The 20,418-nt window shown below is 50.9% G+C and carries 21 protein-coding genes; 17 read left to right on the top strand and 4 right to left on the bottom strand.

The genetic code is table 11. From position 1 onward, the window contains the following. Nucleotides 1-16: 16 nt before the first annotated feature. Nucleotides 17-1,123, bottom strand: a complete 1,107-nt coding sequence (locus BLP45_RS04915; protein ID WP_090370364.1) for a transglutaminase-like domain-containing protein — start codon at nt 1,121-1,123, stop codon at nt 17-19. A 115-nt stretch (nt 1,124-1,238) separates the two neighbouring features. On the opposite strand from BLP45_RS04915, the gene BLP45_RS04920 reads away from it, so the two are divergent. The 3 genes from BLP45_RS04920 (at nt 1,239) to BLP45_RS04930 (ending at nt 4,399) form a co-directional block, all read left to right on the top strand. Next, a complete protein-coding gene (locus BLP45_RS04920; protein WP_090370367.1) occupies nt 1,239-1,925 on the top strand; it encodes an alpha/beta hydrolase in 687 nt (228 codons plus the stop codon). Between the two features lie 405 nt (nt 1,926-2,330). Beyond that, nucleotides 2,331-2,810 carry a response regulator transcription factor gene (locus BLP45_RS04925; RefSeq protein ID WP_090370369.1) on the top strand — a complete coding sequence of 160 codons (480 nt, stop codon included), beginning with the start codon at nt 2,331-2,333 and terminating at the stop codon, nt 2,808-2,810. Between the two features lie 11 nt (nt 2,811-2,821). Next, complete coding sequence (locus BLP45_RS04930) at nt 2,822-4,399, top strand: sensor histidine kinase (RefSeq protein WP_090370371.1); 1,578 nt, start codon at nt 2,822-2,824, stop codon at nt 4,397-4,399. Here BLP45_RS04930 and arfB read toward each other — a convergent pair. From arfB to BLP45_RS04945, 3 genes are all read right to left on the bottom strand, one after another. Next, nucleotides 4,394-4,804 (bottom strand): alternative ribosome rescue aminoacyl-tRNA hydrolase ArfB, encoded by a 411-nt coding sequence (arfB, locus tag BLP45_RS04935; RefSeq protein WP_090370373.1) that lies wholly within the window; start codon nt 4,802-4,804, stop codon nt 4,394-4,396. The two genes, BLP45_RS04930 and arfB, sit on opposite strands and share 6 nt — an antisense overlap. A gap of 150 nt (nt 4,805-4,954) precedes the next feature. Then, complete coding sequence (gene mazF, locus BLP45_RS04940) at nt 4,955-5,293, bottom strand: endoribonuclease MazF (protein ID WP_090370375.1); 339 nt, start codon at nt 5,291-5,293, stop codon at nt 4,955-4,957. Then, complete coding sequence (locus BLP45_RS04945; protein ID WP_090370377.1) at nt 5,293-5,535, bottom strand: AbrB/MazE/SpoVT family DNA-binding domain-containing protein; 243 nt, start codon at nt 5,533-5,535, stop codon at nt 5,293-5,295. Before BLP45_RS04945 ends, mazF begins: the two co-directional genes overlap by 1 nt. A 640-nt stretch (nt 5,536-6,175) precedes the next feature. Here BLP45_RS04945 and BLP45_RS04950 point away from each other — a divergent pair. The 14 genes from BLP45_RS04950 (at nt 6,176) to BLP45_RS05020 (ending at nt 20,407) form a co-directional block, all read left to right on the top strand. Then, nucleotides 6,176-7,702, top strand: coding sequence for a B12-binding domain-containing radical SAM protein (locus BLP45_RS04950; protein ID WP_090370379.1), 1,527 nt, complete (start codon nt 6,176-6,178; stop codon nt 7,700-7,702). A gap of 5 nt (nt 7,703-7,707) precedes the next feature. Beyond that, nucleotides 7,708-8,703, top strand: a complete 996-nt coding sequence (locus BLP45_RS04955; protein ID WP_090370381.1) for a GHMP family kinase ATP-binding protein — start codon at nt 7,708-7,710, stop codon at nt 8,701-8,703. After that, the gene (locus tag BLP45_RS04960; protein WP_256327686.1) at nt 8,703-9,662 is read left to right on the top strand and encodes a GDP-L-fucose synthase family protein; all 960 of its coding nucleotides are present in this window, start codon (nt 8,703-8,705) and stop codon (nt 9,660-9,662) included. The genes BLP45_RS04955 and BLP45_RS04960 overlap by 1 nt, the downstream gene beginning before the upstream one ends. Beyond that, nucleotides 9,649-10,482 (top strand): transketolase, encoded by an 834-nt coding sequence (locus tag BLP45_RS04965; RefSeq protein ID WP_256327687.1) that lies wholly within the window; start codon nt 9,649-9,651, stop codon nt 10,480-10,482. The genes BLP45_RS04960 and BLP45_RS04965 overlap by 14 nt, the downstream gene beginning before the upstream one ends. Continuing rightward, the gene (locus BLP45_RS04970) at nt 10,479-11,498 is read left to right on the top strand and encodes a transketolase family protein (protein ID WP_256327688.1); all 1,020 of its coding nucleotides are present in this window, start codon (nt 10,479-10,481) and stop codon (nt 11,496-11,498) included. Before BLP45_RS04965 ends, BLP45_RS04970 begins: the two co-directional genes overlap by 4 nt. Nucleotides 11,499-11,684: 186 nt before the next feature. After that, nucleotides 11,685-12,854, top strand: a complete 1,170-nt coding sequence (locus BLP45_RS04975) for a DegT/DnrJ/EryC1/StrS family aminotransferase (RefSeq protein ID WP_256327689.1) — start codon at nt 11,685-11,687, stop codon at nt 12,852-12,854. Nucleotides 12,855-12,865: 11 nt separating this feature from the next. After that, nucleotides 12,866-13,573 (top strand): sugar phosphate nucleotidyltransferase, encoded by a 708-nt coding sequence (locus BLP45_RS04980; RefSeq protein ID WP_090370383.1) that lies wholly within the window; start codon nt 12,866-12,868, stop codon nt 13,571-13,573. Between the two features lie 17 nt (nt 13,574-13,590). Continuing rightward, on the top strand, nt 13,591-14,172 hold the full coding sequence (locus BLP45_RS04985; protein WP_218117947.1) for a D-sedoheptulose-7-phosphate isomerase: 582 nt from the start codon (nt 13,591-13,593) through the stop codon (nt 14,170-14,172). Between the two features lie 31 nt (nt 14,173-14,203). Next, nucleotides 14,204-15,142, top strand: coding sequence for an NAD-dependent epimerase/dehydratase family protein (locus BLP45_RS04990; protein WP_090370385.1), 939 nt, complete (start codon nt 14,204-14,206; stop codon nt 15,140-15,142). Between the two features lie 56 nt (nt 15,143-15,198). After that, complete coding sequence (locus tag BLP45_RS04995; RefSeq protein ID WP_176754666.1) at nt 15,199-15,828, top strand: NUDIX hydrolase; 630 nt, start codon at nt 15,199-15,201, stop codon at nt 15,826-15,828. 105 nt (nt 15,829-15,933) lie between these two features. After that, the gene (locus tag BLP45_RS05000; RefSeq protein WP_218117948.1) at nt 15,934-16,794 is read left to right on the top strand and encodes an ABC transporter permease; all 861 of its coding nucleotides are present in this window, start codon (nt 15,934-15,936) and stop codon (nt 16,792-16,794) included. Next, on the top strand, nt 16,791-17,564 hold the full coding sequence (locus tag BLP45_RS05005) for an ABC transporter ATP-binding protein (RefSeq protein ID WP_090370388.1): 774 nt from the start codon (nt 16,791-16,793) through the stop codon (nt 17,562-17,564). The genes BLP45_RS05000 and BLP45_RS05005 overlap by 4 nt, the downstream gene beginning before the upstream one ends. After that, complete coding sequence (locus tag BLP45_RS05010; RefSeq protein ID WP_090370390.1) at nt 17,561-19,399, top strand: glycosyltransferase; 1,839 nt, start codon at nt 17,561-17,563, stop codon at nt 19,397-19,399. Before BLP45_RS05005 ends, BLP45_RS05010 begins: the two co-directional genes overlap by 4 nt. Nucleotides 19,400-19,420: 21 nt before the next feature. Further along, nucleotides 19,421-20,407 (top strand): hypothetical protein, encoded by a 987-nt coding sequence (locus BLP45_RS05020; protein ID WP_143002398.1) that lies wholly within the window; start codon nt 19,421-19,423, stop codon nt 20,405-20,407. Nucleotides 20,408-20,418: the final 11 nt, after the last annotated feature.

The raw sequence follows: 20,418 nt of genomic DNA on the forward strand, positions 1-20,418 counted from the left end.
CCTGGGGCCGGCTGTATTAAAACTTGACGCCCGTGCCGATCAATTCCAATGAGACGATCTGATAAGCAAACTCCGCCGGTTCAAGGCTATCTCTGGGGTGACCCGCGATCTCGGCTTGTGGGTACATGAAAAACGGCAGTTCGCCAATTGCGCTGTCCCGCCCTAGGGTAACGTCTCTGGCATGATTAAACGCCACCCAGTTCATTTCCCACGCCCCGAAAAGTTTTTCGCGCAGTGCAACCACTCTGGGATGGGTAACGGGCAATTCTTCATCCAGTGCCAGTTGACGCACATCAGCAGGGTCCACAGGCACCCAGCCCAGCCCTGCGAGGTAAAATTCCGCGCGGCAGTGCTGCGCATCACTGACATCGCCCGACTTGCCGAGGCTTTTATGTGACGCAGAGTCATCTACGCGAATTCCATAGTGATCCCTTGCAGGAACGCCGGCGGCACGCGCCAACCCCACGAATAAAGCGTTAAGGTCGGCACACTTCCCTCCCAGATTACCGGATTCCAGCATGGACTTGATGTCCCCCCGCCCGCAACCTCGCGTTGCCGGATCGCGATAGGAGTTGTCTACCACCCAGTCATAAATGGCGTGCGCCTTTTTAAGGGGCGATTGCGCGTGAGCGTCTTTGATAATCGATAAAGCGGTCTTGCGTACGATACCGTCCAGCGGCATATGCTTGGTCGGCCGGAGAAAACGTTTTACATCTGCGGGAATGGCGCTCTTGCCGGACTCCGAATATTGGCTCAAGTCGACGGAGCGATCCGTAGTCTTGACTACACTGCTCACCGCGACGCTGCGGGGACCGATACCCTGCCATTCAGCGTAAAACATGGGGGAAGCTGTTCCCGGAATGTTTTCGAACCTGGCAATGTCCGCGTTGCCGCTCCACACGCTGCCTTGAGAAAACTGGTGCGGGGTATCGTCGGTATCGGGCAACGGTAACCATAAACGTGCCTTTTTCCCTTCCCCCGGAAGGTTGACCTTATAAGTAAGGCGATAGCTGTGCGATCGTGACGGAATCGCTTGTTGACCGAATACGGATGGCGCAATCGAAAATAATGCGACGCTTGCTCCGCTTGCCCCGGCAAGTTTGATAAAATCCCTGCGTTTCATGGCTTTCTCCCGCTTATTTTATTCGATCTCGAAAATCGCAAGCGCGAATCTAATCCTACCTTTCGGCTAAGTCAACCCTCATTTTCGACCCGCATTTCAACTCCCATTTCCGCCAATGACTAATACCCCCGACAGCGTACTGCCCGCCATAGAGCTTGAGACCGGAATTTCCCCTACTCACACCATTCTATGGATGCATGGACTGGGCGCGGATGGCAGCGATTTTGTTCCTATCGTGGATGAACTCGCGTTGCCTCTCAACCCGCCCATTCGTTTTGTGTTTCCACACGCACCGATGCGGCCGGTGAGCATTAATGGCGGCTCGGTGATGCGCGCATGGCATGACTATGACTTGGCTACTTCAACTTCAAGCTTTCGTGAAAATATGGCGGGTTTGCGCGAATCGCAACGGGCAATCGACGCACTGATCGACCGCGAAAAACGGCGCGGCATTGAGCCGGAGAATATCGTCCTGGCGGGTTTTTCACAGGGAGGCGCCCTGGCGCTTCAAACCGGCTTGCGCTATCCGGAAAAACTTGCGGGCATCATGGCATTATCGTGCTATCTGCCGGCATCACAGACACTTGCGGCCGAAGCCCATCAAGTCAATTCCAACACGTCTATTTTCATTGCACATGGCAGTATTGATAACGTCATACCGATGACGCAGGCCCTGGCGTCAAAGCGACAGCTGCTCGAAGCAGGCTATATGGTGGAATGGCATGAGTATCCGATGGCGCACGCCGTTTGCAAAGAGGAAATAGCCGATATCGCTGAATGGCTGAAACGAGTTCTGATATAACCAGCGGGGAAAAGTAAGGTAGGGTGCAATAAGCGAAGCGCATTGCACGGTAGTCTATACACTCAAGCATATCTTCATTGCCGCTGCTCCCCAATCCGCTGGATAAGCACTCTTAGTAAACACTCTCGGCGGTCTAAGTTACATTCTCATTAGACGCTCAAAGAGAGCGGCCGTGGTACTTCATTCCATACGCTGCAATGCGCTTCGCTTATTGCACCCTCTACATCCCTGCGCTTTCGCTTTATCCCCCTGCACCTTACCTGACTCAGGCTTGTCGTCGTCAAGTGTATCTGCAATCTTCACGAATTTTTAACATGTGTCTGACAATTCCTTCACGTCTGTTATATTACCCTTCTGTCAACAGGGTATTTTTTGCCGCTTAAACAGAAGCTGGAGGAAATTAAAATGCACGCATTTATCCAAGGTCGCGAGACTGGAGGGCTGCCGGGCGCAGTGCCGAATTCGAAGTCAGCCGAAGAAACCGGTACGGCCCAACGAATTGCCCATATCGATGACGATCCGGATATCCGGGATACCGTCAAGCGCATCTTGGTCGCCCACGGTTATTCAGTCGATAGCTACCAGACGATGAGCGATTTCATGGAGTCGCTTGACGATGCCGGCGCTCACCCCGACCTGGCGATTCTCGATGTCATGGTGGAATCGATGGATGCCGGGCTGGATGCTTATGTGGAAATCCGGAAACGATTCCCGGAACTTCACATGATATTTATGACCTCCCTTGGCGAAGAGATCCGGCCTTATTTTACCGGTTTGTCCGACGAATGGATTTTGATAGTGGAAAAACCGGTGGATCCGGCCAGTTTTTTGTCCATTATTCGTAGTCGCCTGGATAACTCAGAATCTAAGGCAGATTCCTCTTAGAGTACTTAACCATGGCCGTTGCCGAATTCTCGTGGGACGTATCCAGAAATCGCTTCACGTTTCCCGGTAAAGGGACAACTGGTTCGATACTCAGCGACGAAGTATTAATCGGCAACGCCCGATGGTTTATTATTTTTCGATGGATCGTCATTGCCGTTCTTCTTCTTTTTCAAATAGTGGCGGTTGTTGCTTCGGATGCCCTTACGGAAATCGGCATCACCCATCAGCAGGGATGGCCGCTCGCCGTCACAATGGTATTATGCGTTGCGAATATTATTTACATCTATGCGCTGGATTTTTGTAAAGCAACCAAGTACAACTCCCCATCGATCAATATCTGGGCTCAGATTATTGTCGATCTTCTCTGCCTGTCAATTGTCGTACATTACGTTGGCAGCATCGCAACCCCCGCTCCGTTTTTTTACGTGCTGCATATTGCCTTATCCTGTATCTTTTTTTCGACCGTAGAGAGCCTGATTGTTACGCTTCTGGTTTGTGCCATGTATGGCGTGGTTTTACTGATTGAAAGCCCTCTTCTTTTTCTGGGTTCCCAACCCGTGCCGATAGATCCCGGTTCGGCCGCCGTAAACCCGCTCAAGGCCAGTATCCTTTTATGGATGTTTACCCTTAACGTACTGTTTGTCGTGGTCTGGTATGTGGTTTCACGGCTCGCTATTGTCGTACGTACACACGAACGCCAATTAGTGGATGCTTATGAGCAGATCAGCCGGTCGCAAGTAGAGAAAGACCGGTATGCCGTACTGATGACACATCAGCTCAAAGCGCCACTAGACGCCATCCGCAGCAAAATCAATCTGATAAAGGGAGGTTATTGCGGAGAGGCCTCGCCTGAAATAAAGGACATCCTTCTAAAAGTCGACAATCGCGCTTCTGGCATGGCAGGCCTGATCCTGGATGTGCTCAAGCTTGAACGGCTGAAAGCGGCCGCTCGGGATACCAAGAATCTGGAATACGTCAATATCGAAACAATACTTCGCAAATGCATTGATAAATTAAGCCCGATCGCCAATTCGCGGCGCATCACTATCAACGCATCCATAGAGGCTTTTGTTGTCCAGGGGATTCCCAGCCAGTTTGAAATACTGTTCGAAAACATTATTTCAAATGCGATCGCCTATTCGTACGACGGGAACTCGGTGGAGATCGCATCAGCCATTGACAAGCCAAGCCAGTCCCCCGTGGTGACCGTGATCGATCACGGGATTGGAATCGAGGATAAAGATTTACCACACGTTTTTGACGAGTATTTTTATACGCCCAGAGCTGTTTTACACAACAGGACATCGAGTGGAATAGGCTTATCGATAGTGAAAACGGTTGCGGAAAACAATAAGCTACATATCAAAGTTTCCAGCGAACACAATATGGGAACAACGTTTTCGGTCATCTTCCATGGCGTGGAACACTCATCTGTTCCGGAAAAAGTTGTGCAGCAACCGGGAAGTCCGGCAGCGAATATTGGGAATTCCCAGACTAAATCATTGGAGCCGAATATGGCGGCGGCCACAACGGGCGTTACCTGGCACCCCCGTGTTCGTGAGCGGCGCCGGGGCTATCGGCCGTCATGATGCAGGTTCAGTCAGCAATTTTTTTCTCATAATCTTAAGCTGGCCCCGCTGTATTTTACTGTCGAGCCGCTTTTTCTGTGAGCTTCGCGTCGGTTTCGTCGGCTTACGTTCCCGGGGTAGCTCGGTCACGCTATCAACAAGGTCGTGTAACCGTCTCAGTGCTTCGTCACGGTTCTTCTCCTGGCTGCGGTATCGCTGCGCCTTGATAACGACAACGCCTTCCCTGGTGATACGCTGGTCCCTCAGTTTCAGCAGCCGCTCCTTGTAAATATCGGGCAGGGATGAAGCGCCAATGTCGAAACGCAGATGAATCGCGCTGGAAACCTTGTTTACATTCTGCCCGCCAGATCCCTGCGCCCGGATCGCGCTTATCTCGATCTCGCTCTCGGGAATGATTATGTCCATATAGGGCTTTTATTTATCTGATCCGAAATACCGTGAATTTCATTAATGCCATAAGGTTTGAAGCCTTGCTGATACTGACTCGTGTATCTTTGACTGGGCTCAGCTGGTGCCGTAGCATAAAACCGAAGTTTGCCGGGTGGCCCCGTAGGATTATTGCTTGCCCATGAGAACAGAAATTTTCGCCAGTACCTGGGCCAACTCACACGGCGAGACTCTGCCTTTGCGGCTGGCTTTACGCGCGGCCCAATCAAGACTTTTGACCTGATCGGCCAGCGCTGCAACGGGACAGTCACTCGAAATCAAGACCTCGAATGGGTAACCTTTGATTTGCGTAGTCATCGGACAACACAACATAAGGCCAGTTTTGCCATTATAGGACGATGGGCTGACCACGAGGGCAGGACGATGTCCAGCTTCCTCATGTTCTGCCTGGGGATTGAAGTGCAACCAGACAATGTCACCAGCCTCAGGTACATGGCGATGAGGCACTACAAAAGCTCTTTGCCGACAGGCGCGCCAAAATCAACCGCGGTATGCAGGTTTTCAGGCGTTATGTTGGCAAGCAACTGGGCAAGGTCGTATTTATTTAGGCGAATCGGTTCGATGACGATGCGACCGTCCTCTTCACGAATATCAACCGGATCATCTAAACCCAAACGGGCAGCTTCCATGATCCCGGCAGGGATGCGAACGGATGCACTGTTGCCCCACTTTTTCACGATCACGCGCACGATAATTTCCTATTGAAAATAGTGTCGATATGATATCGGAGAAATCCGAATGTGTCTACATTGTAGATACGTAATGAGCGGCAGACATGAATTGCCGTCAGAGTGACTGGACTGGATGTTGCGTTCTTGAAGTTGCCGCTGATGAGTTTTATTTCTATCAAACTGGCCAGATCATCGGATAATTATGTCGCTTAAAATAGCAAGTAGCGGCCGGCAGGAATAACAATGCGGGGCGCATACAATTTGTTGCTTTTGTATATTCTGTCACCTATAATGCCTCCCGCGCCGGTTGCAATTTGTTAGCAACTTTCGTCAATGGGATATGCCTTCTCCATCGGCGCAACTCAAAAAAAGAAGTAGTAGACGAACGCTCCTCCATAAAAAGAAACTTCTGGTTGCTGTAATTCCATAGATAGTCATGCTGGTGAATTAAACGTTGGATATCGAAAGTCTGATGTCCACAGTTTTGCCAAAACCAATCCATGCAGGGGGATGATTCAAGTCGGCTTGTACGAGAATTGCCGGATTGAATTGTTGTTTCCGCGTTACTTCCTCCATAGGATTACCATGTGCTGTGCGTTCCGCTGCCCGGGGCGCGGCAGGCTAGGGGACTTAGGAATAAATTAGATGGTAAAAACTTATGGATGTCTTATTCGTTAATCCAGACTCGTCCGCGAAGGCCTACCAAGGGCTGGCAAAAGTATATTCTGCGATCGAGCCGCCGACCTGGGCGCTCCTGTTAGCCGAGTCCTGTCGTTCCAAAGGTTTTGGGGTTGGCATTCTGGACTGCGATGCTGAAAGGCTTTCTCTTGAGCAATCAGTGCTGCGCATAGAGGAGCTGCGCCCGCGCCTGATCGTATTTGTGGTTTATGGCCAGAATCCGAATTCGGGAACGACCAGCATGATTGGTGCGCTGGATCTTGCGCGGACTCTCAAGGAAAATGATCCTGCCTGCCGGATATGTTTCGTCGGATCGCATACGAGCGCCTTACCCCGGGAAGTCTTGTCGTACTCCTGCGTCGACATCGTGCTTTTAAACGAGGGTGTATACGCTCTGCATGCATTGCTGAAGAGCAATCTGGGCGATGATCTGGCATACATAAAAGGAATCGGCTATAAGAAGAGCGGTCCGGGAGACGATTTGATCCCTACGATTAATGCTCCGCAAGGCATTGTCCCCCAGCAACGGATGGATGAGGATATGCCGGGATATGCCTGGGACCTGCTCCCCTACAAGGCCAAGCCACTCGATTTATATCGCGCGCATTTTTGGCACGCGGAGTTCGACCATGCAAAGCGCACTCCCTTTGCCGCCATCTATACCTCGCTGGGTTGCAATTTTGGTTGCGACTTTTGCATGATCAACATCGTCAACCGTGTCGATAACGGTGATGAAGTAAACTCTTCACATTCAAGGGGGATGCGTTTCTGGAGCCCGCAATGGGTGGGCAGGGAAATGGAAAAACTTGCCGGCATGGGTGTCCGCACCTTGCGCATCAGCGATGAGATGTTTTTCCTTAACCGAAAGTATTACGAGCCGATATTGAACCAGGTAATTGACCGCGGCCTGGATTTCAATATGTGGACTTACTCCCGGGTTGACACCGTGAGAAGGGATTATCTCGACCTGTTCAGAAAAGCCGGGGTAAGCTGGCTCGCTTTAGGAATTGAAGCGGGCAACCAGGTGGTTCGGCAGGAGGTTTCCAAAGGTTCCTTCCAGGAAGTCAATATCCGTGAAGTCAGTAAGACGATCGGCGATGCAGGGATCAATATCATCAGCAATTTCATTTTCGGTTTTCCGGACGATACTCTGGAAACAATGCAGCAAACGCTGGATCTGGCCATGGAGTTGAATAATGAAATGACCAATATGTATCCCTGCCAGGCGCTTCCGGGCAGTCCGATGCATCATTCAGCCAAGAAAAACGGCTGGAAATTGCCAGATACGTTTGAAGGCTATGCCTTTCTGTCTTATGAATGCCAGCCCTTGCCGACAAAGCACCTCAGTGCCGCTCAGGTGCTTAAATTCCGTGATGAAGCATGGCAAAAGTACTTTTCCAATCCGGCTTATCTTGCGCTTGTGGGAAAGAAATTTGGCGAGCAAGAGCGGAAGAATGTCGAGGATATGGCCAGCGTTAGACTCAAGAGAAAGTTGCTGGGCGATTAAGTCGAATGGTCATTACGCGTACACCGTTCCGTATCTCCTTCTTCGGGGGTGGGACCGACTATCCGACGTGGTTTCAGCAGCATGGCGGCGTCGTCGTCGCCACCACCATAGACAAGTATTGCTATATCAGTTGCCGTTATTTGCCCCCGTTTTTCGAGCACAAATACCGGATAGTTTATTCCAGGATTGAGAATGTGGTCGATCCTGCCGAAATTCAACATCCTGCTGTACGCGCTGTCTTGCAGCACATGGGCTGCAAGAGCGGTCTTGAGATTCACCATGATGGGGATTTGCCGGCCCGGTCCGGACTGGGCTCCAGCTCATCGTTCACGGTTGGTTTGTTAAATGTCCTGAAAGCACTCGAGGGGTGTTATATCTCGAATGACGAGCTGGCCGCCCTGGCTATCCGCATTGAGCAGGAAGTGATCGAGGAAAACGTCGGCTCCCAGGATCAGATTTCCGCCGCCTACGGCGGTTTCAACCGTATAGAATTTCTTCGCGATGGAGGATTCCGGGTGGATCCGATCATCTTGCAAAAGGACAGGCTGGAGTCCTTTCAGGATAGCCTGATGTTATTTTTCACCGGATTTTCCAGGATTGCATCAGAAATTGCCAAATCTAAAATCGACAACATACGCCACCGCCAAGCCGAATTGATGCGAATGAAAGAAATGGCCGATGAGTCGATTTCTATCCTGAATGGGTCCGGTTCCCTGGACGGGTTTGGCCACCTGCTCGATCAGGGTTGGCAATACAAGAAAAGCCTCTCGGATAAAGTAAGCACTCTGGAAATCGACCAGATGTACGTCGCGGCGCGTGAGGCAGGTGCGCTTGGAGGTAAGCTGCTGGGTGCAGGCGGCGGTGGCTTTATGCTGTTTTTCGTCAGGCCGGAAGATCAGCCCCGAGTTCGCGAGCGCTTGAATAAACTGATTCATGTGCCATTCCGCTTTGAAAACTCAGGAAGCCGGGTGGTGCTCTATCAGCCGAATGGATTGCAATAATGGCGGGAAACCTGGAAAAGAACTCGCGGATTTACGTAGCGGGCCACCGCGGCCTTATCGGCTCTGCATTCGCGCGTTATTTTCACGCCGAAGGTTATCAAAATCTGATTGTCCGTGATCATGCATCACTTGACTTGACCGATGCAGGCCAAGTTCAGTCGTTTTTCGACGAGCAGCGTCCAGAAGTGGTGGTGATGGCGGCAGGCAAGGTGGGCGGCATTGTCGAAAATAAAACATATCCCGCCGATTTCATTACCCAGAATCTCGCCATTCAGCTAAATATAATTCGCTCCGCGCATCTTGCGGGGGTGAAGCGCCTGATTTTTTTCGGGTCATCCTGCATGTACCCAAGGGAATGCACGCAGCCCATGGCGGAAGATACCCTACTGACCGGCAAGCCTGAACCCACCAGCATCGCATATGGGATGGCTAAACTGACAGGTACCCAGATGTGCCTTTCTTACAACCAGCAGTATGGACAAGGCCGTTTTTTGCCGGTGATTCCCAATAGTGTGTATGGGGCCAACGATAATTTTGATCCGGTCTCGGGGCATGTCCTTTCGGCCCTGATCAATCGGTTTCATACCGCAAAACAGAACGGAAGTGCCCAGGTAACGCTTTGGGGAAGCGGCTCCCCACGCCGGGAATTTCTTTATTCCGACGATCTGGTGGGTGCCTGCCTGACACTTTTGCAAACTGATCCGGACAGTATCGCGTTACCCATCAATATTGGCCCAGGCGAAGATGTATCCATCAAGGAATTGGCCGAGCTGGTCACAGATGTCGTTGGCTATGCAGGCGGAATTGAGTGGGATACCACCAAGCCGGACGGATCTCCCAGAAAATTGCTGGAGAGCGCCCGGATGAAGGCAATGGGATGGTCTGCCAAAACGACGCTCAAGGATGGTATCCGCCAAACTTATGACTGGTATTTGAGGAATAGATGTGAACCAGCTTGACGAATCGTTGTACGCGCGCCTCAGCGAAAAAGCACGCTGGGTGTGGGAAGAGACCTTGAGAATTCATCGGCGGTCGCCAGAGACGCGCGTTGCCTCATCCTTGTCTCCTATCGAGATATTCGTCGTTCTTTACTACGGCGGGTTCTTGCGCCAGGATAGCGGCAACCCGCGTTGGGCGGGGCGGGATCGCTGTATTATCAGCAAAGGCCATGGCTCACTGTGCATGTACCCCATCCTGGCGGACTTAGGGTATTTTCCGATGGAGGAGCTGGAGAAAGTTTGTCAGGAAGGCAGTTTTCTTGGAGGCATTCCCGATCCGGTGATTCCAGGATACGAAACCGTTAACGGTTCGCTGGGGCACGGAGCCGGCGTTAGTTCCGGCATGGCGCTAGCTCTCAAGCGGCTTGAAAAAGATCAGGCTGTCTATGTGGTAACCGGGGATGGTGAACTTCATGAGGGTTCAAACTGGGAGGCCTTCATGTTCGCCGCGCAGCATCGCTTGGACAACCTGACGGTGATCGTGGACAACAACCAGATCAGCATGCTGGGCCCAACCGATGAAATCGTATCCCATCGCGACTTGCGAAATAAATTCGAGGCGTTTGGCTGGGCAGCGAGAGACGTACCGGACGGGCATTCGGTCACGGCGATAGGCGAAGCATTGCTTGAATGCCGGCACGACCGTTCAGGCAAACCTAAGGTCGTTATCGTGAACACGCGAAAAGGTAACCGGGTGCCGGGATTGGAGAATGCACCGCTGTCGCACGTTACCGCGATCAAGTCCGACCTGGTTGACCAATTATTAGGAGACAGCGCATGAGTGCTTTACTGCCGCTTAAACCACGGGCCATGCGTGACACCCTCCTGGAGGCAACATACGAAGCAATGCTGCGGGATTCCGGCATATTTTTTGTCACCGCGGATTTTGGTTCCCCGGTCATAGACAAGATTCGCACCGATTGCTCGGCCCGGTTCGTCAATGTGGGTATTGCCGAACAAAACCTGATCAACGTCTCCGCCGGTTTGGCGCTGGAAGGGTTCAAAGTTTTTGCCTACGCCATTGCTCCCTTCATTACCATGCGCTGCTACGAGCAGATTCGTGTCAATCTGTCGCTTCTCTCCGAGGTGCGGCCCATCAATGTGAATCTGATTGGTGTCGGGGCCGGGTATAGTTATGTGGTCTCTGGCCCCACCCATCAGTGCTACGAGGACCTGACCGTAATGCGAGCGCTGCCGAATATGCGGATATTCTCCCCGGCGGACCAGGTAGTGGCGGCAGCTTTGCCTGCATTATGCCTGGATAGCAACGGGCCGAAATATTTGCGTCTCGACGCGCAAGTACTGCCTGTTTTATACGAAATATCCCCAGCTCTCGATTCGGGATTCCATGTACATCGCAAGGGCGACAAGATTTGCCTGATTGCTACCGGGTACATGGTGCATACGGCGTTGAAAGTGGCGGATAAGCTCGCAGCTTCCGGCCTATCAGTCGGTGTGGTCGATCTCTTTGATCTTTGCAGTTTCTCGGAGGATAAGCTGCAATCCATGCTCGCCTCTTACCAGGGCGTTGTTACGATGGAAGAGGGGTTTCGTGGACGGGGGGGAATGGACGCCATGATGTTCGACTACATTGCCCGTCGTGGAATCAATGTCCGCATGTTCAATATCGGAGTCGAGGGAGGATACCGTTTCGAACTTGGGGAAAGGAGCGTTCTCCACGAAAAGGTGGGGATAGGCGTGGAATCGGTCACTGGAAGCGTTGAGAGATTTGAGCGGACATTTTCGGCGAGCAGCCCGCCCGATTTAAAGAACCGAGGCCAAAAGGTGATTGCGTGAGAAAAGATTTGCTGATTTTGAAGGCCGATAATTGTCCTATTGCCTGGAATTTAGTCAATGCCGGCAGGAGAAAGCCGGTGCGTAAACAAGTAGAGCAACCATAAATATATACTCCGTTTGAGATGGAAGTTGGGTAGAGCGGAAACGATGCTGTCCTTTATTGGGGTTTGGAGTTAGGGGAGAACCATGAAATTTCCATTGATGCGCAACAACATCCTGCGTGAAGATCTTGATGCGGTTATCGAGCATTTGAAGCAGGACGATCCGATTCTCACCCATGGAGCCAACGTACGCGCTTTCGAAGCCGAATGGTCGGAATGGCTGGGCGTGAAATACAGCGTATTCGTCAATTCCGGGGCGTCAGCCAACCTGCTGACCATGGCGGTACTCAAGATTCGCCATCCGGAGGGTGGCGAAGTCATTGTCCCGCCGTTGACATGGATTTCCGATGTCGCATCAGTGCTGCAAAACGGGTTCAAACCTGTTTTTGCGGATATAGACCCTCAGACTCTTGCCATGGATCCCGCACAGATTCTAGCCAAAATAAACAAAAATACACGTGCGGTATTCCTCACCCACATTCAAGGATTCGATGGGCTGACCGACGGCCTCCTGGATGAATTGAAATGCCGCGATATTCCGCTGATCGAAGATGTCTGCGAATCGCACGGCGCAACCCACAACGGTAAGAAACTCGGGAGCCTCGGCTGGATATCGAATTTTTCGTATTACTATGCTCACCATATGAGTACCATCGAAGGCGGCATGATCTGTACCGACGACCCGGAGGTTTATCAACAGGTTCGGATGCTGCGTTCTCATGGTATGGTTCGTGAAGCCACCGACCCCGTTGTGCGTGCAGCCTATCTTTCGGAGAATCCGGAGCTAAACCCGGACTTCATCTTTGCGTTCGCTGCCTATAACACCCGTAACACAGAGATTGGCGGCATCATGGGACGCAGCCAGCTCAAGCGCCTGGATCGCATCGTGAAGCGCCGGACTGAAAACCTGACGCGCTTCCTGAACCAGATCGATTCGAGCAAGTACCGAACAGACTTCAAGCTGGAAGGTTCCAGTAATTACGCCTTCAACCTCATTCTGAAGCGTCCGGATGACGATCTGGTTCAACGCCTCATGCAGAAGATGAAAGAATCCGGTGTTGAGTTCAGGCGAGGCAGCGCGGGCGGCGGCAATCAAACCCGTCAACCTTATCTGAAGGGTGTCGTTCCGGATGGTCATCATCGCGAGTTTCCCGAAACCGAGCATGTCCACTTCTATGGCTTCTATATTGGCAATTTTCCGGATCTCAGGGATGAGGAAGTGGATGAGCTTTGCACGATTCTGAACGCGGCATAAGGTAATAGCGGGTGACAGCGATCTCGGCCGTTATTCTCGCAGGCGGTATAGGCAGCCGGCTTCGCAGTGTCGTGCCTGACCTTCCCAAACCGATGGCCCCTGTCAGGGACCGCCCGTTTCTTGAATATCAGCTCGACTACTGGATTACCCAGGGAATAAGCAGCTTTGTGCTCTCTGTCGGCTACCGGCACGAGGCCATTGTCGATTACTTCGGCAACCGCTACAAGGATGCTGGACTTGATTATGTCATTGAGCGAGTACCTCTGGGTACTGGTGGCGGCCTTCTGTTAGCCATTGAGAGAATCGGCAGCGACAAACCATTTTTGCTATTGAATGGCGATACATATTTTGCGGTGGATTTGAAGGCCTTGAGCGAGTTTGCCCGGGAAAATAATGCCGACTGGTGTTTCTCCCTGTTTCGCGCAAATGAACAAGGCCGGTACATGGGCATGGAGGTTTCGCCACAAGGGAAAATAACCTCGCTCAAGTCGGGTACCGGTCATCCCGGTCGCCTCGCCAATGGCGGCGTATATTGGGTGCACCCTCGCGCCTTGTCCGGCAGCAAATTTTTACCCGGTGACAAGATCTCCCTGGAAGATGACATTCTCCCGGCCGCGATAGGTTCCGGTCAACGGCTGTTTGGCATCGAATTCCCCGGCACTTTTATCGATATCGGTGTGCCGGATGACTACCATCGCGCACCAGCACTATTGGCATAATAGAAAAGAGGTTCAAATTGGATCCAATCAAAGGTCTCAAGAAAAACCTGGAAATGTCCATTCAAGCCAAGCATCAGTTCCTGGCTGACGATGAGGCCCTGTCGCTGTTTGCCAAAGCTGTAGAAACCGTCGTCGACCGCTATCAGCGCGGAGGGCGTATCTACATCGCTGGTAATGGCGGTTCAGCGGCCGATGCGCAACACCTGGCTGCGGAATTCGTCAGCAAGCTGGCGCGTGATCGGGCCCCATTACCAGCCGAAGCCCTCACAGTTGACAGCTCCACTATCACCGCCATCGCCAACGATTACGGCTATGACCAGGTGTTCTCACGGCAGCTGGCCGGCAAGGCGACGGATAAGGACATATTTCTGGGCATAACCACTTCTGGGCAATCGCCCAATGTTCTCAAAGCGCTGGAGCAATGCCGCATCATGGGGGTGCCAAGCATTGTTTTTTGCGGGCGGGACGGCGGCGCGGCCAGGGTAATGGCCGACCATTGCATTATCGTACCCGGCGCAGACACCAGCACCATCCAGGAGCTGCATATCATATTAGCCCACACGCTATGCGAGTGTGTTGAATCGGCCATGTTTGATTAATGATTTTTTGACAGCCAGAAAAGGAAATAAAATGATTTATAACATCCTCGTCACCGGCGGGGCCGGCTACCTTGGCAGCACCATGGTCCCCGACCTGCTCAACGCCGGCCACAAGGTTACCGTCCTGGACAATTTCATGTTCAAGCAGGCGACGCTCAACCACGTTTGCCACCACCCGAACTTCTCGGTGGTGAAAGGTGATATTCGCGTCGAAAGTGTTATCGCTCCGCTCATGAAAAAGGCGGACGTTATTATTCCCCTGGCCGCGCTGGTAGGCGCTCCGCTTTGCAGCCTGGACCCCGTAGGGGCCACTACGGTCAATCATGACGCCATCACCCTGATGCTGAAGCACCTCTCCCGGGAGCAGATTGTGCTCATGCCTACTACCAACAGCGCATACGGAACAGGCGACGAAAACAACCACTGCACCGAGGAATCACCACTGCGTCCCATTTCGCAGTATGCCATCGAGAAGGTCGGAATCGAAAAGGAACTGATGCAGCACCCGAACGCCATCAGCTTCCGCCTGGCGACGGTATTTGGCATGTCGCCCCGCATGCGCATTGACCTGCTGGTGAACGATTTTACCTATCGTGCTGTATACGACCGTTTCGTTGTTCTGTTCGAAAGCCACTTTAAACGCAACTACGTCCACGTTCGTGACGTCTCGCGCGTTTTCCAGCATGCCCTCATTAATCACGAAAAGATGAAGGGCCAGATCTACAACGTCGGACTTTCCGACGCCAACGTTTCCAAGAAAGAACTGTGCGAACATATCCAGAAACAGGTTCCCAACTTCATTTTCATCGAGGCCCCGGTAGGCAAGGACCCGGATCAGCGTAATTACATCGTCTCCAATGCCAAGATCGAGGCCACCGGCTTCAAAACGGAATTCTCGCTCGATCGCGGCATCGGTGAATTGATCAAGGGTTACACCATGATCAGGAATTCCCTTTACGGCAACGTTTGACCCAGCCGATCCAATCCAGGGCCATGTATTACTCTCCTCTATTTCCGCATCCCGCAATGTCTTCTTCTGCGATGAAGGTGGACAAGCTAGAGAAAAAAAACGAGGAATTAGCGCCGGTTCGGCTCCATTCCCGTCACCTTGCCTGCGAGAATACGATCTTCTCCGTGTTTCTCGATCACGTTACCGGCACGCAGGGCCATGAGGTATTGCTGTACCTGAGTGTATTGCCCAAGGGCGGGGCGGAAGGCATGGTGGCAGGCGTGGGCGTGCTGCCCATCAAGGATGGTAAATTGGGATTGATCCGCGTATTTCGTCATCCCCTTAGCCGATGGTCCTGGGAAGTTCCCAGGGGTCTCGTGAATGCCGGTGAAACGGCGGAACAAGCTGCGGTAAGGGAGTTGCGAGAAGAAACGGGGTTCGCGGCTAAACCGACGCAATTCGTCGCCCTTGGGGTGATGGCGCCAGAAGCTGGCGTGATTGCCGGCTGCATCCAGTTGTTCTCGGTAATTTTGGAGAAAGATGAAAGTGTTGGTGCGGTCGACGGAGAACTAGGCCATGGAGAATTGGCTTTCTTTCGCCGCGACGAGATTACCGCCATGATCGAATCCGGAAGTGTCCAGGACGGCTGTACAATGTCCGCCATCCTGAAGCATACAATCAAAGAACGCTGGTTCGAAACGCAATGAAGTTTGTCAAACCTAGAGTCAAGCCAGGGAATATATTGAACCTTTGGTTCTGCATCCAGCTATATCCATCCTTACTAATCATTCATTAAATTTAAGTAAATCCGAGTGGAATTACAGGAGCTAAAGTATCTGAAACATTCAGAGATAGTCTATAGGGTAGGGGTTGGCCGATCCAGGTTTTCGCTGGCAATTGAAGACGTAGCGTCGGGCTTCAAGTCATACAAAGTTTGGGCCCTACTAGGCTGGCAAGACATCAAGCAACGCTATCGTCGTTCAGTCCTGGGTCCTTTCTGGTTAACAATCAGTACAGGAATTATGATCGGTATGCTGGGTGCCTTGTACGGGCAGCTATTCCGTATGCCGCTGGATGTATACCTGCCATTCCTGGCAACAGGCATAATCATCTGGGCGCTTATCGCATCGTTGCTAAATGAGTCATGCAATGTATTTATCGCGGCCGATTCGATGATCAAGCAAGTGCACGTGCCATTGACCCTACATGTTTGCCGCATGGTTTACAGGAACGTGATCATATTTTTTCATAATCTGATTGTGTTGGTGCCCGTTTTTTTCTTTTATGGAAAAGAGATAGATCTGACCAACTTGTTATTGGTGCCAATGGCGATTGGGCTGGTTGCACTCAATGGCGTCTGGGCCGGGCTAATTCTCGGTACATTCTGCACCCGTTTCAGGGATATTCCGCCGATAGTTACCAATTTGGTCCAGGTGATATTTTTCGTTACTCCCATTATGTGGCTACCCGAGATTATCAAAGGGCGCAGTGCTGCATGGCTTGTCGAGGCAAATCCCCTATACCATTTTATTGAATTATTTCGTGCCCCCTTCCTTGGGGCCGCAGCCCCCCTTAACTCCTGGATAGTTGTGTTGAGCATTACCCTGATCGGTATGGTAACAACTATTTTCACATTGTGGAGATTCCGCAATAGGGTAGCCTATTGGCTATGAATACAGATGTTATTCGCGCTCGGGATTTGAGGGTTGAGTTTCCGACTTATACCGCTGACCGCTCATTGAAACGTGCTGTATTAAAGGCAACCACAGGGGGTCGCATTGCCCGAGATTCCCGATCTTATATTTCCGTGAGGGCAATCGACGGAATTAGTTTTAACCTCAAGTCCGGCAACCGGGTCGGCTTACTGGGTCACAACGGGTCGGGAAAAACCACCTTGCTCCGGGTATTGGCGGGGGCATATGAGCCGGTCTCGGGTTCATTGGAAATGCATGGGAGGATTGCCTCTTTGCTGGATATCTCGATGGGTATGGAGGGAGATGCCACAGGGTATGACAACATTCTTTTGCGTGGCTTAATGATGGGGCTGGACGCAAAAGAGATCAGAAAACAAATGCCGGAAATAGCCGAATTCACCGAGCTTGGTGAATATCTCGACATGCCGTTGCGTACCTACTCCAGCGGGATGCAGATTCGGCTGGCATTTGCCGTATCAACGGCAATCTCCGCGGATATCCTGCTTATGGACGAGTGGCTAAGCGTGGGTGATGAAAACTTCCAACAGAAAGCGGCCAAGCGCCTTCAGCGGCGGGTAGATGAATCCTCCGTGCTGGTGATCGCCTCGCATTCGCCGGAATTGATTTCCAAAGTCTGCAACCGGGCGTTCCGTCTTGATCATGGAAAAATTATTGAAGAATTTGATCCTCGCCAGAAAACAATGAGCAGCCCACCTGAGGCAAGTTTCGCAAGGAGTGAATCGCTGTGAACAAACTTAATGTTGCTGTACCCTGGAATCAGTCAAGATATATACCCTGTAACGGTTTTCACCCGCTGTATCGGCCGTTATTCGAAAATAACCCTTTCTTGTCTTTCAATGTCCTTGATGAGGTGGCGTTCGCTAGACGTCTCGCAGAAGACAATGCTTATTCCGATGAGATTTTCGAACAAGTAGCGCAAATGCCAGAGCCATTCGCGGAGAAATATGGCGACTTGCCACTGGCCAGGAAGCTTGCGGACCATATTACGCGAGATGAATTATGGCTGACTAGCGAGTTGCCTGGCGATGTCGAATTTCATCATACCAGCCCACTTACCAACGGTGAGCGGCCCTTTGTGTTTCACTGCGAGTCTTTTCTACCTATTTTTATGCCATTTGCGAATCAAGGGCGTGGGGCGATAAAGAACTCTGGCGAATTGCGAAAATTTTATGGACGGTTGCTGGGTTCTGAAAATTGCCTTGGAATTTTTTCGCACCTGCCTGAGACGCTTGATCAGATCAGAAGTTTTTTTCGCAATGACCAGATAAATGAAAAACTCCGGCGTTCCCGGATTGGGCTGGCGGACCGGACGCTGAAAATTTTATTGGATGCGCGGAGAGAAACTTATTCCGAACGTCCGATGTTTTTATTTACCAATTCAGCTCACCAGAATCCAAGATCATTTGCTCTGCGCGGCGGCGTTATAAGCTTGCTCTTCGCGGAAAGATTTTTGCGTTCAGGTAGGGAGGGGTTATTTATCTTCAGAACAGCCCGGCCTACGGATGAGGAGCTGCGGGGCTGGGGGATTGATCTCGCGTTCATGCACTCGCTCGAAAATCGGAAGATTATATGGCTGGAAGGGCATCTTTCCGAACATGAGCAATTGCGCCTGTTTATGACAGCTGACATTTTGTTGCTACCAAGCATTAACTTACACTCGGTTACCATCATGCAAGCACTCGCTGCAGGTGCGATACCCGTTGTAACAGATACTTATGGGCCTGACCTTTACGTGAAGGATGAGCAAAATGGGGTAGTATTAAAAGGAGTTCGGGATGCAGTGTGGCTTGAGGATACAGTTGAGAGAGTAATTGCTGACAAGCACCAAAATTTTAAGGGGCTTATGGCGGGTCTTGTTGAGCAGATGTACGGTCGAATCACGGTCCTCATAGATAATCCGCAATACTTATTGGAAATGCGCGCGTGCGGGCGGAGACGGGTAAAACAAGAATTTTCCGGAACTGCGTTCCGAGACCAAATATCAGAAGAGATTGTTGGGCTGTGGCGGGATCATAAAAAGAAGAGAAGAGTCAAAAATAGTTCGCGGCATGGCCTGGCATTGCTTGATACCGATGAGTTAGCGGGGTTATTTGAAAGTCCAACGCAGCCATATTTGGTATTAAACACGGAGTATGAAAAGGTTTACTCTTGCAAAGGGGTTTTTTTTTATTGTGCTCGTGAAACAACCGTACATGGACTAGATCAATTTTCCGTTCTTGCCACTAGGCGCAAACGACAATTAGGGGCGGAAGGGATCAAAATTGCAGCAGTATTTCGTGATCTTGAAGTCCATCTGCTTTCTTTAGAAAAGATTGGACGGGATTCGGGCTCGCTGACGCTTAAACTTCAATATCGTCTTATGGAGTGGACTCGTCCATACCCTATCGTTTTCTCCTCGCTTAAAAAAGTTTATTTTTTGTCGCGGAAGACGCGCCGGCTGTTTTCACTGGATGGTATCGCGGACGTTCGGGAATGGGTTCGTCCGTATCCTGCCGTTTTCTCGGTGCTAAAAGGGCTTTGGTCCATACAGTTAAAGGTAAGGCAGGCATTTTCGTCAAAGTGAATGCGCTGCTGTAGCTATATTATGCTTTCCAACAATAAGATTTGTTCACAATTAGCCAATAATGAATTGCCGATTCGTTTATGGATTTTCAACCATCCAATCCGATATATAACCGAACAGATCGAATTCTTTTACCTGGCATTGAAATCGCAGGGACGCGAAGTAACCATTTCCAATCATCCAGACCCATCCGCTCTTAATGTAGTGATTGAGAATTTTAATAAGCATTCTGCGGGTGTTGTAGAAACATTTTGTCGTAAATACCACAAGCGCGTCGGCATGATCCTGACTGAGCACCTTGATTTTTATCAAGATGAAATTTTCTTTCATGGGACGAGGTTAGGGATTGACAGTGATTATATGCATCCAGCCACCAAACGAGAACGCCTCCTTAACCTGATTCTGCTGCGAGAACACACAAAATGTTTCTTCAGGCTCGGGGACTTACCTATGCTGAGTGGGATCGAGAGAATGCTGCCAGGAATACCTGTAATAACTATCCCATTTCCCGAGCTTAAGTTAACTGACCGTTCACCTCGCTCCCTTAGTGAACCGCCTGCATACGATTTTATCTTTACTGGCTATCTTACGAATTACCGTAGGCAAATTCTTGGTAAATTAGGGAAGCAGTACAACCTCTGGGTGGCAAATACGATGTCTTCTCGGCGTCGACGAGATGCACTGAATACGATGGGAAGATTTGTATTGAACATTCCCCAGAATGAAAATTGGCCATGGATTTCATCCATGCGGGTATTAGCTGCGTTGAGATGTGGTCGCGTAACAGTCACAACCAACACTGATAGGGGCGGCGCTATTCCTCCGATATGCTTGCAATTCGATAAGAAGGAGCTATTCGGTACTGCAGTTGCGGATGCGTTAGTTAAATATGAGCATATTTTCGAAGAAAAATTTAATGCGTATACAACGTTTGTGACTTCAAAACAAAACGCCCCATTTCCTGAAGATGTTTTTGCTGTTTGGGGCAGAATGGAGAGCGAGCATTGAAAATTGGAAGC

This window comes from Nitrosospira sp. Nl5 (assembly GCF_900102495.1).
Classification (GTDB): domain Bacteria; phylum Pseudomonadota; class Gammaproteobacteria; order Burkholderiales; family Nitrosomonadaceae; genus Nitrosospira.

Coding starts and splice junctions, on each gene's coding strand:
- BLP45_RS04920 (WP_090370367.1), top strand. CDS start 1,239: ATGACTAATACCCCCGACAGCGTACTGCCCGCCATAGAGCTTGAGACC.
- BLP45_RS05020 (WP_143002398.1), top strand. CDS start 19,421: ATGCTTTCCAACAATAAGATTTGTTCACAATTAGCCAATAATGAATTG.
- arfB (WP_090370373.1), bottom strand. CDS start 4,804: ATGGACATAATCATTCCCGAGAGCGAGATCGAGATAAGCGCGATCCGG.
- BLP45_RS05005 (WP_090370388.1), top strand. CDS start 16,791: ATGAATACAGATGTTATTCGCGCTCGGGATTTGAGGGTTGAGTTTCCG.
- BLP45_RS04960 (WP_256327686.1), top strand. CDS start 8,703: ATGGCGGGAAACCTGGAAAAGAACTCGCGGATTTACGTAGCGGGCCAC.
- BLP45_RS04970 (WP_256327688.1), top strand. CDS start 10,479: ATGAGTGCTTTACTGCCGCTTAAACCACGGGCCATGCGTGACACCCTC.
- BLP45_RS04995 (WP_176754666.1), top strand. CDS start 15,199: ATGTCTTCTTCTGCGATGAAGGTGGACAAGCTAGAGAAAAAAAACGAG.
- BLP45_RS04975 (WP_256327689.1), top strand. CDS start 11,685: ATGAAATTTCCATTGATGCGCAACAACATCCTGCGTGAAGATCTTGAT.
- BLP45_RS04930 (WP_090370371.1), top strand. CDS start 2,822: ATGGCCGTTGCCGAATTCTCGTGGGACGTATCCAGAAATCGCTTCACG.
- BLP45_RS04950 (WP_090370379.1), top strand. CDS start 6,176: ATGGATGTCTTATTCGTTAATCCAGACTCGTCCGCGAAGGCCTACCAA.
- BLP45_RS04925 (WP_090370369.1), top strand. CDS start 2,331: ATGCACGCATTTATCCAAGGTCGCGAGACTGGAGGGCTGCCGGGCGCA.
- BLP45_RS04915 (WP_090370364.1), bottom strand. CDS start 1,123: ATGAAACGCAGGGATTTTATCAAACTTGCCGGGGCAAGCGGAGCAAGC.
- BLP45_RS04955 (WP_090370381.1), top strand. CDS start 7,708: ATGGTCATTACGCGTACACCGTTCCGTATCTCCTTCTTCGGGGGTGGG.
- BLP45_RS04990 (WP_090370385.1), top strand. CDS start 14,204: ATGATTTATAACATCCTCGTCACCGGCGGGGCCGGCTACCTTGGCAGC.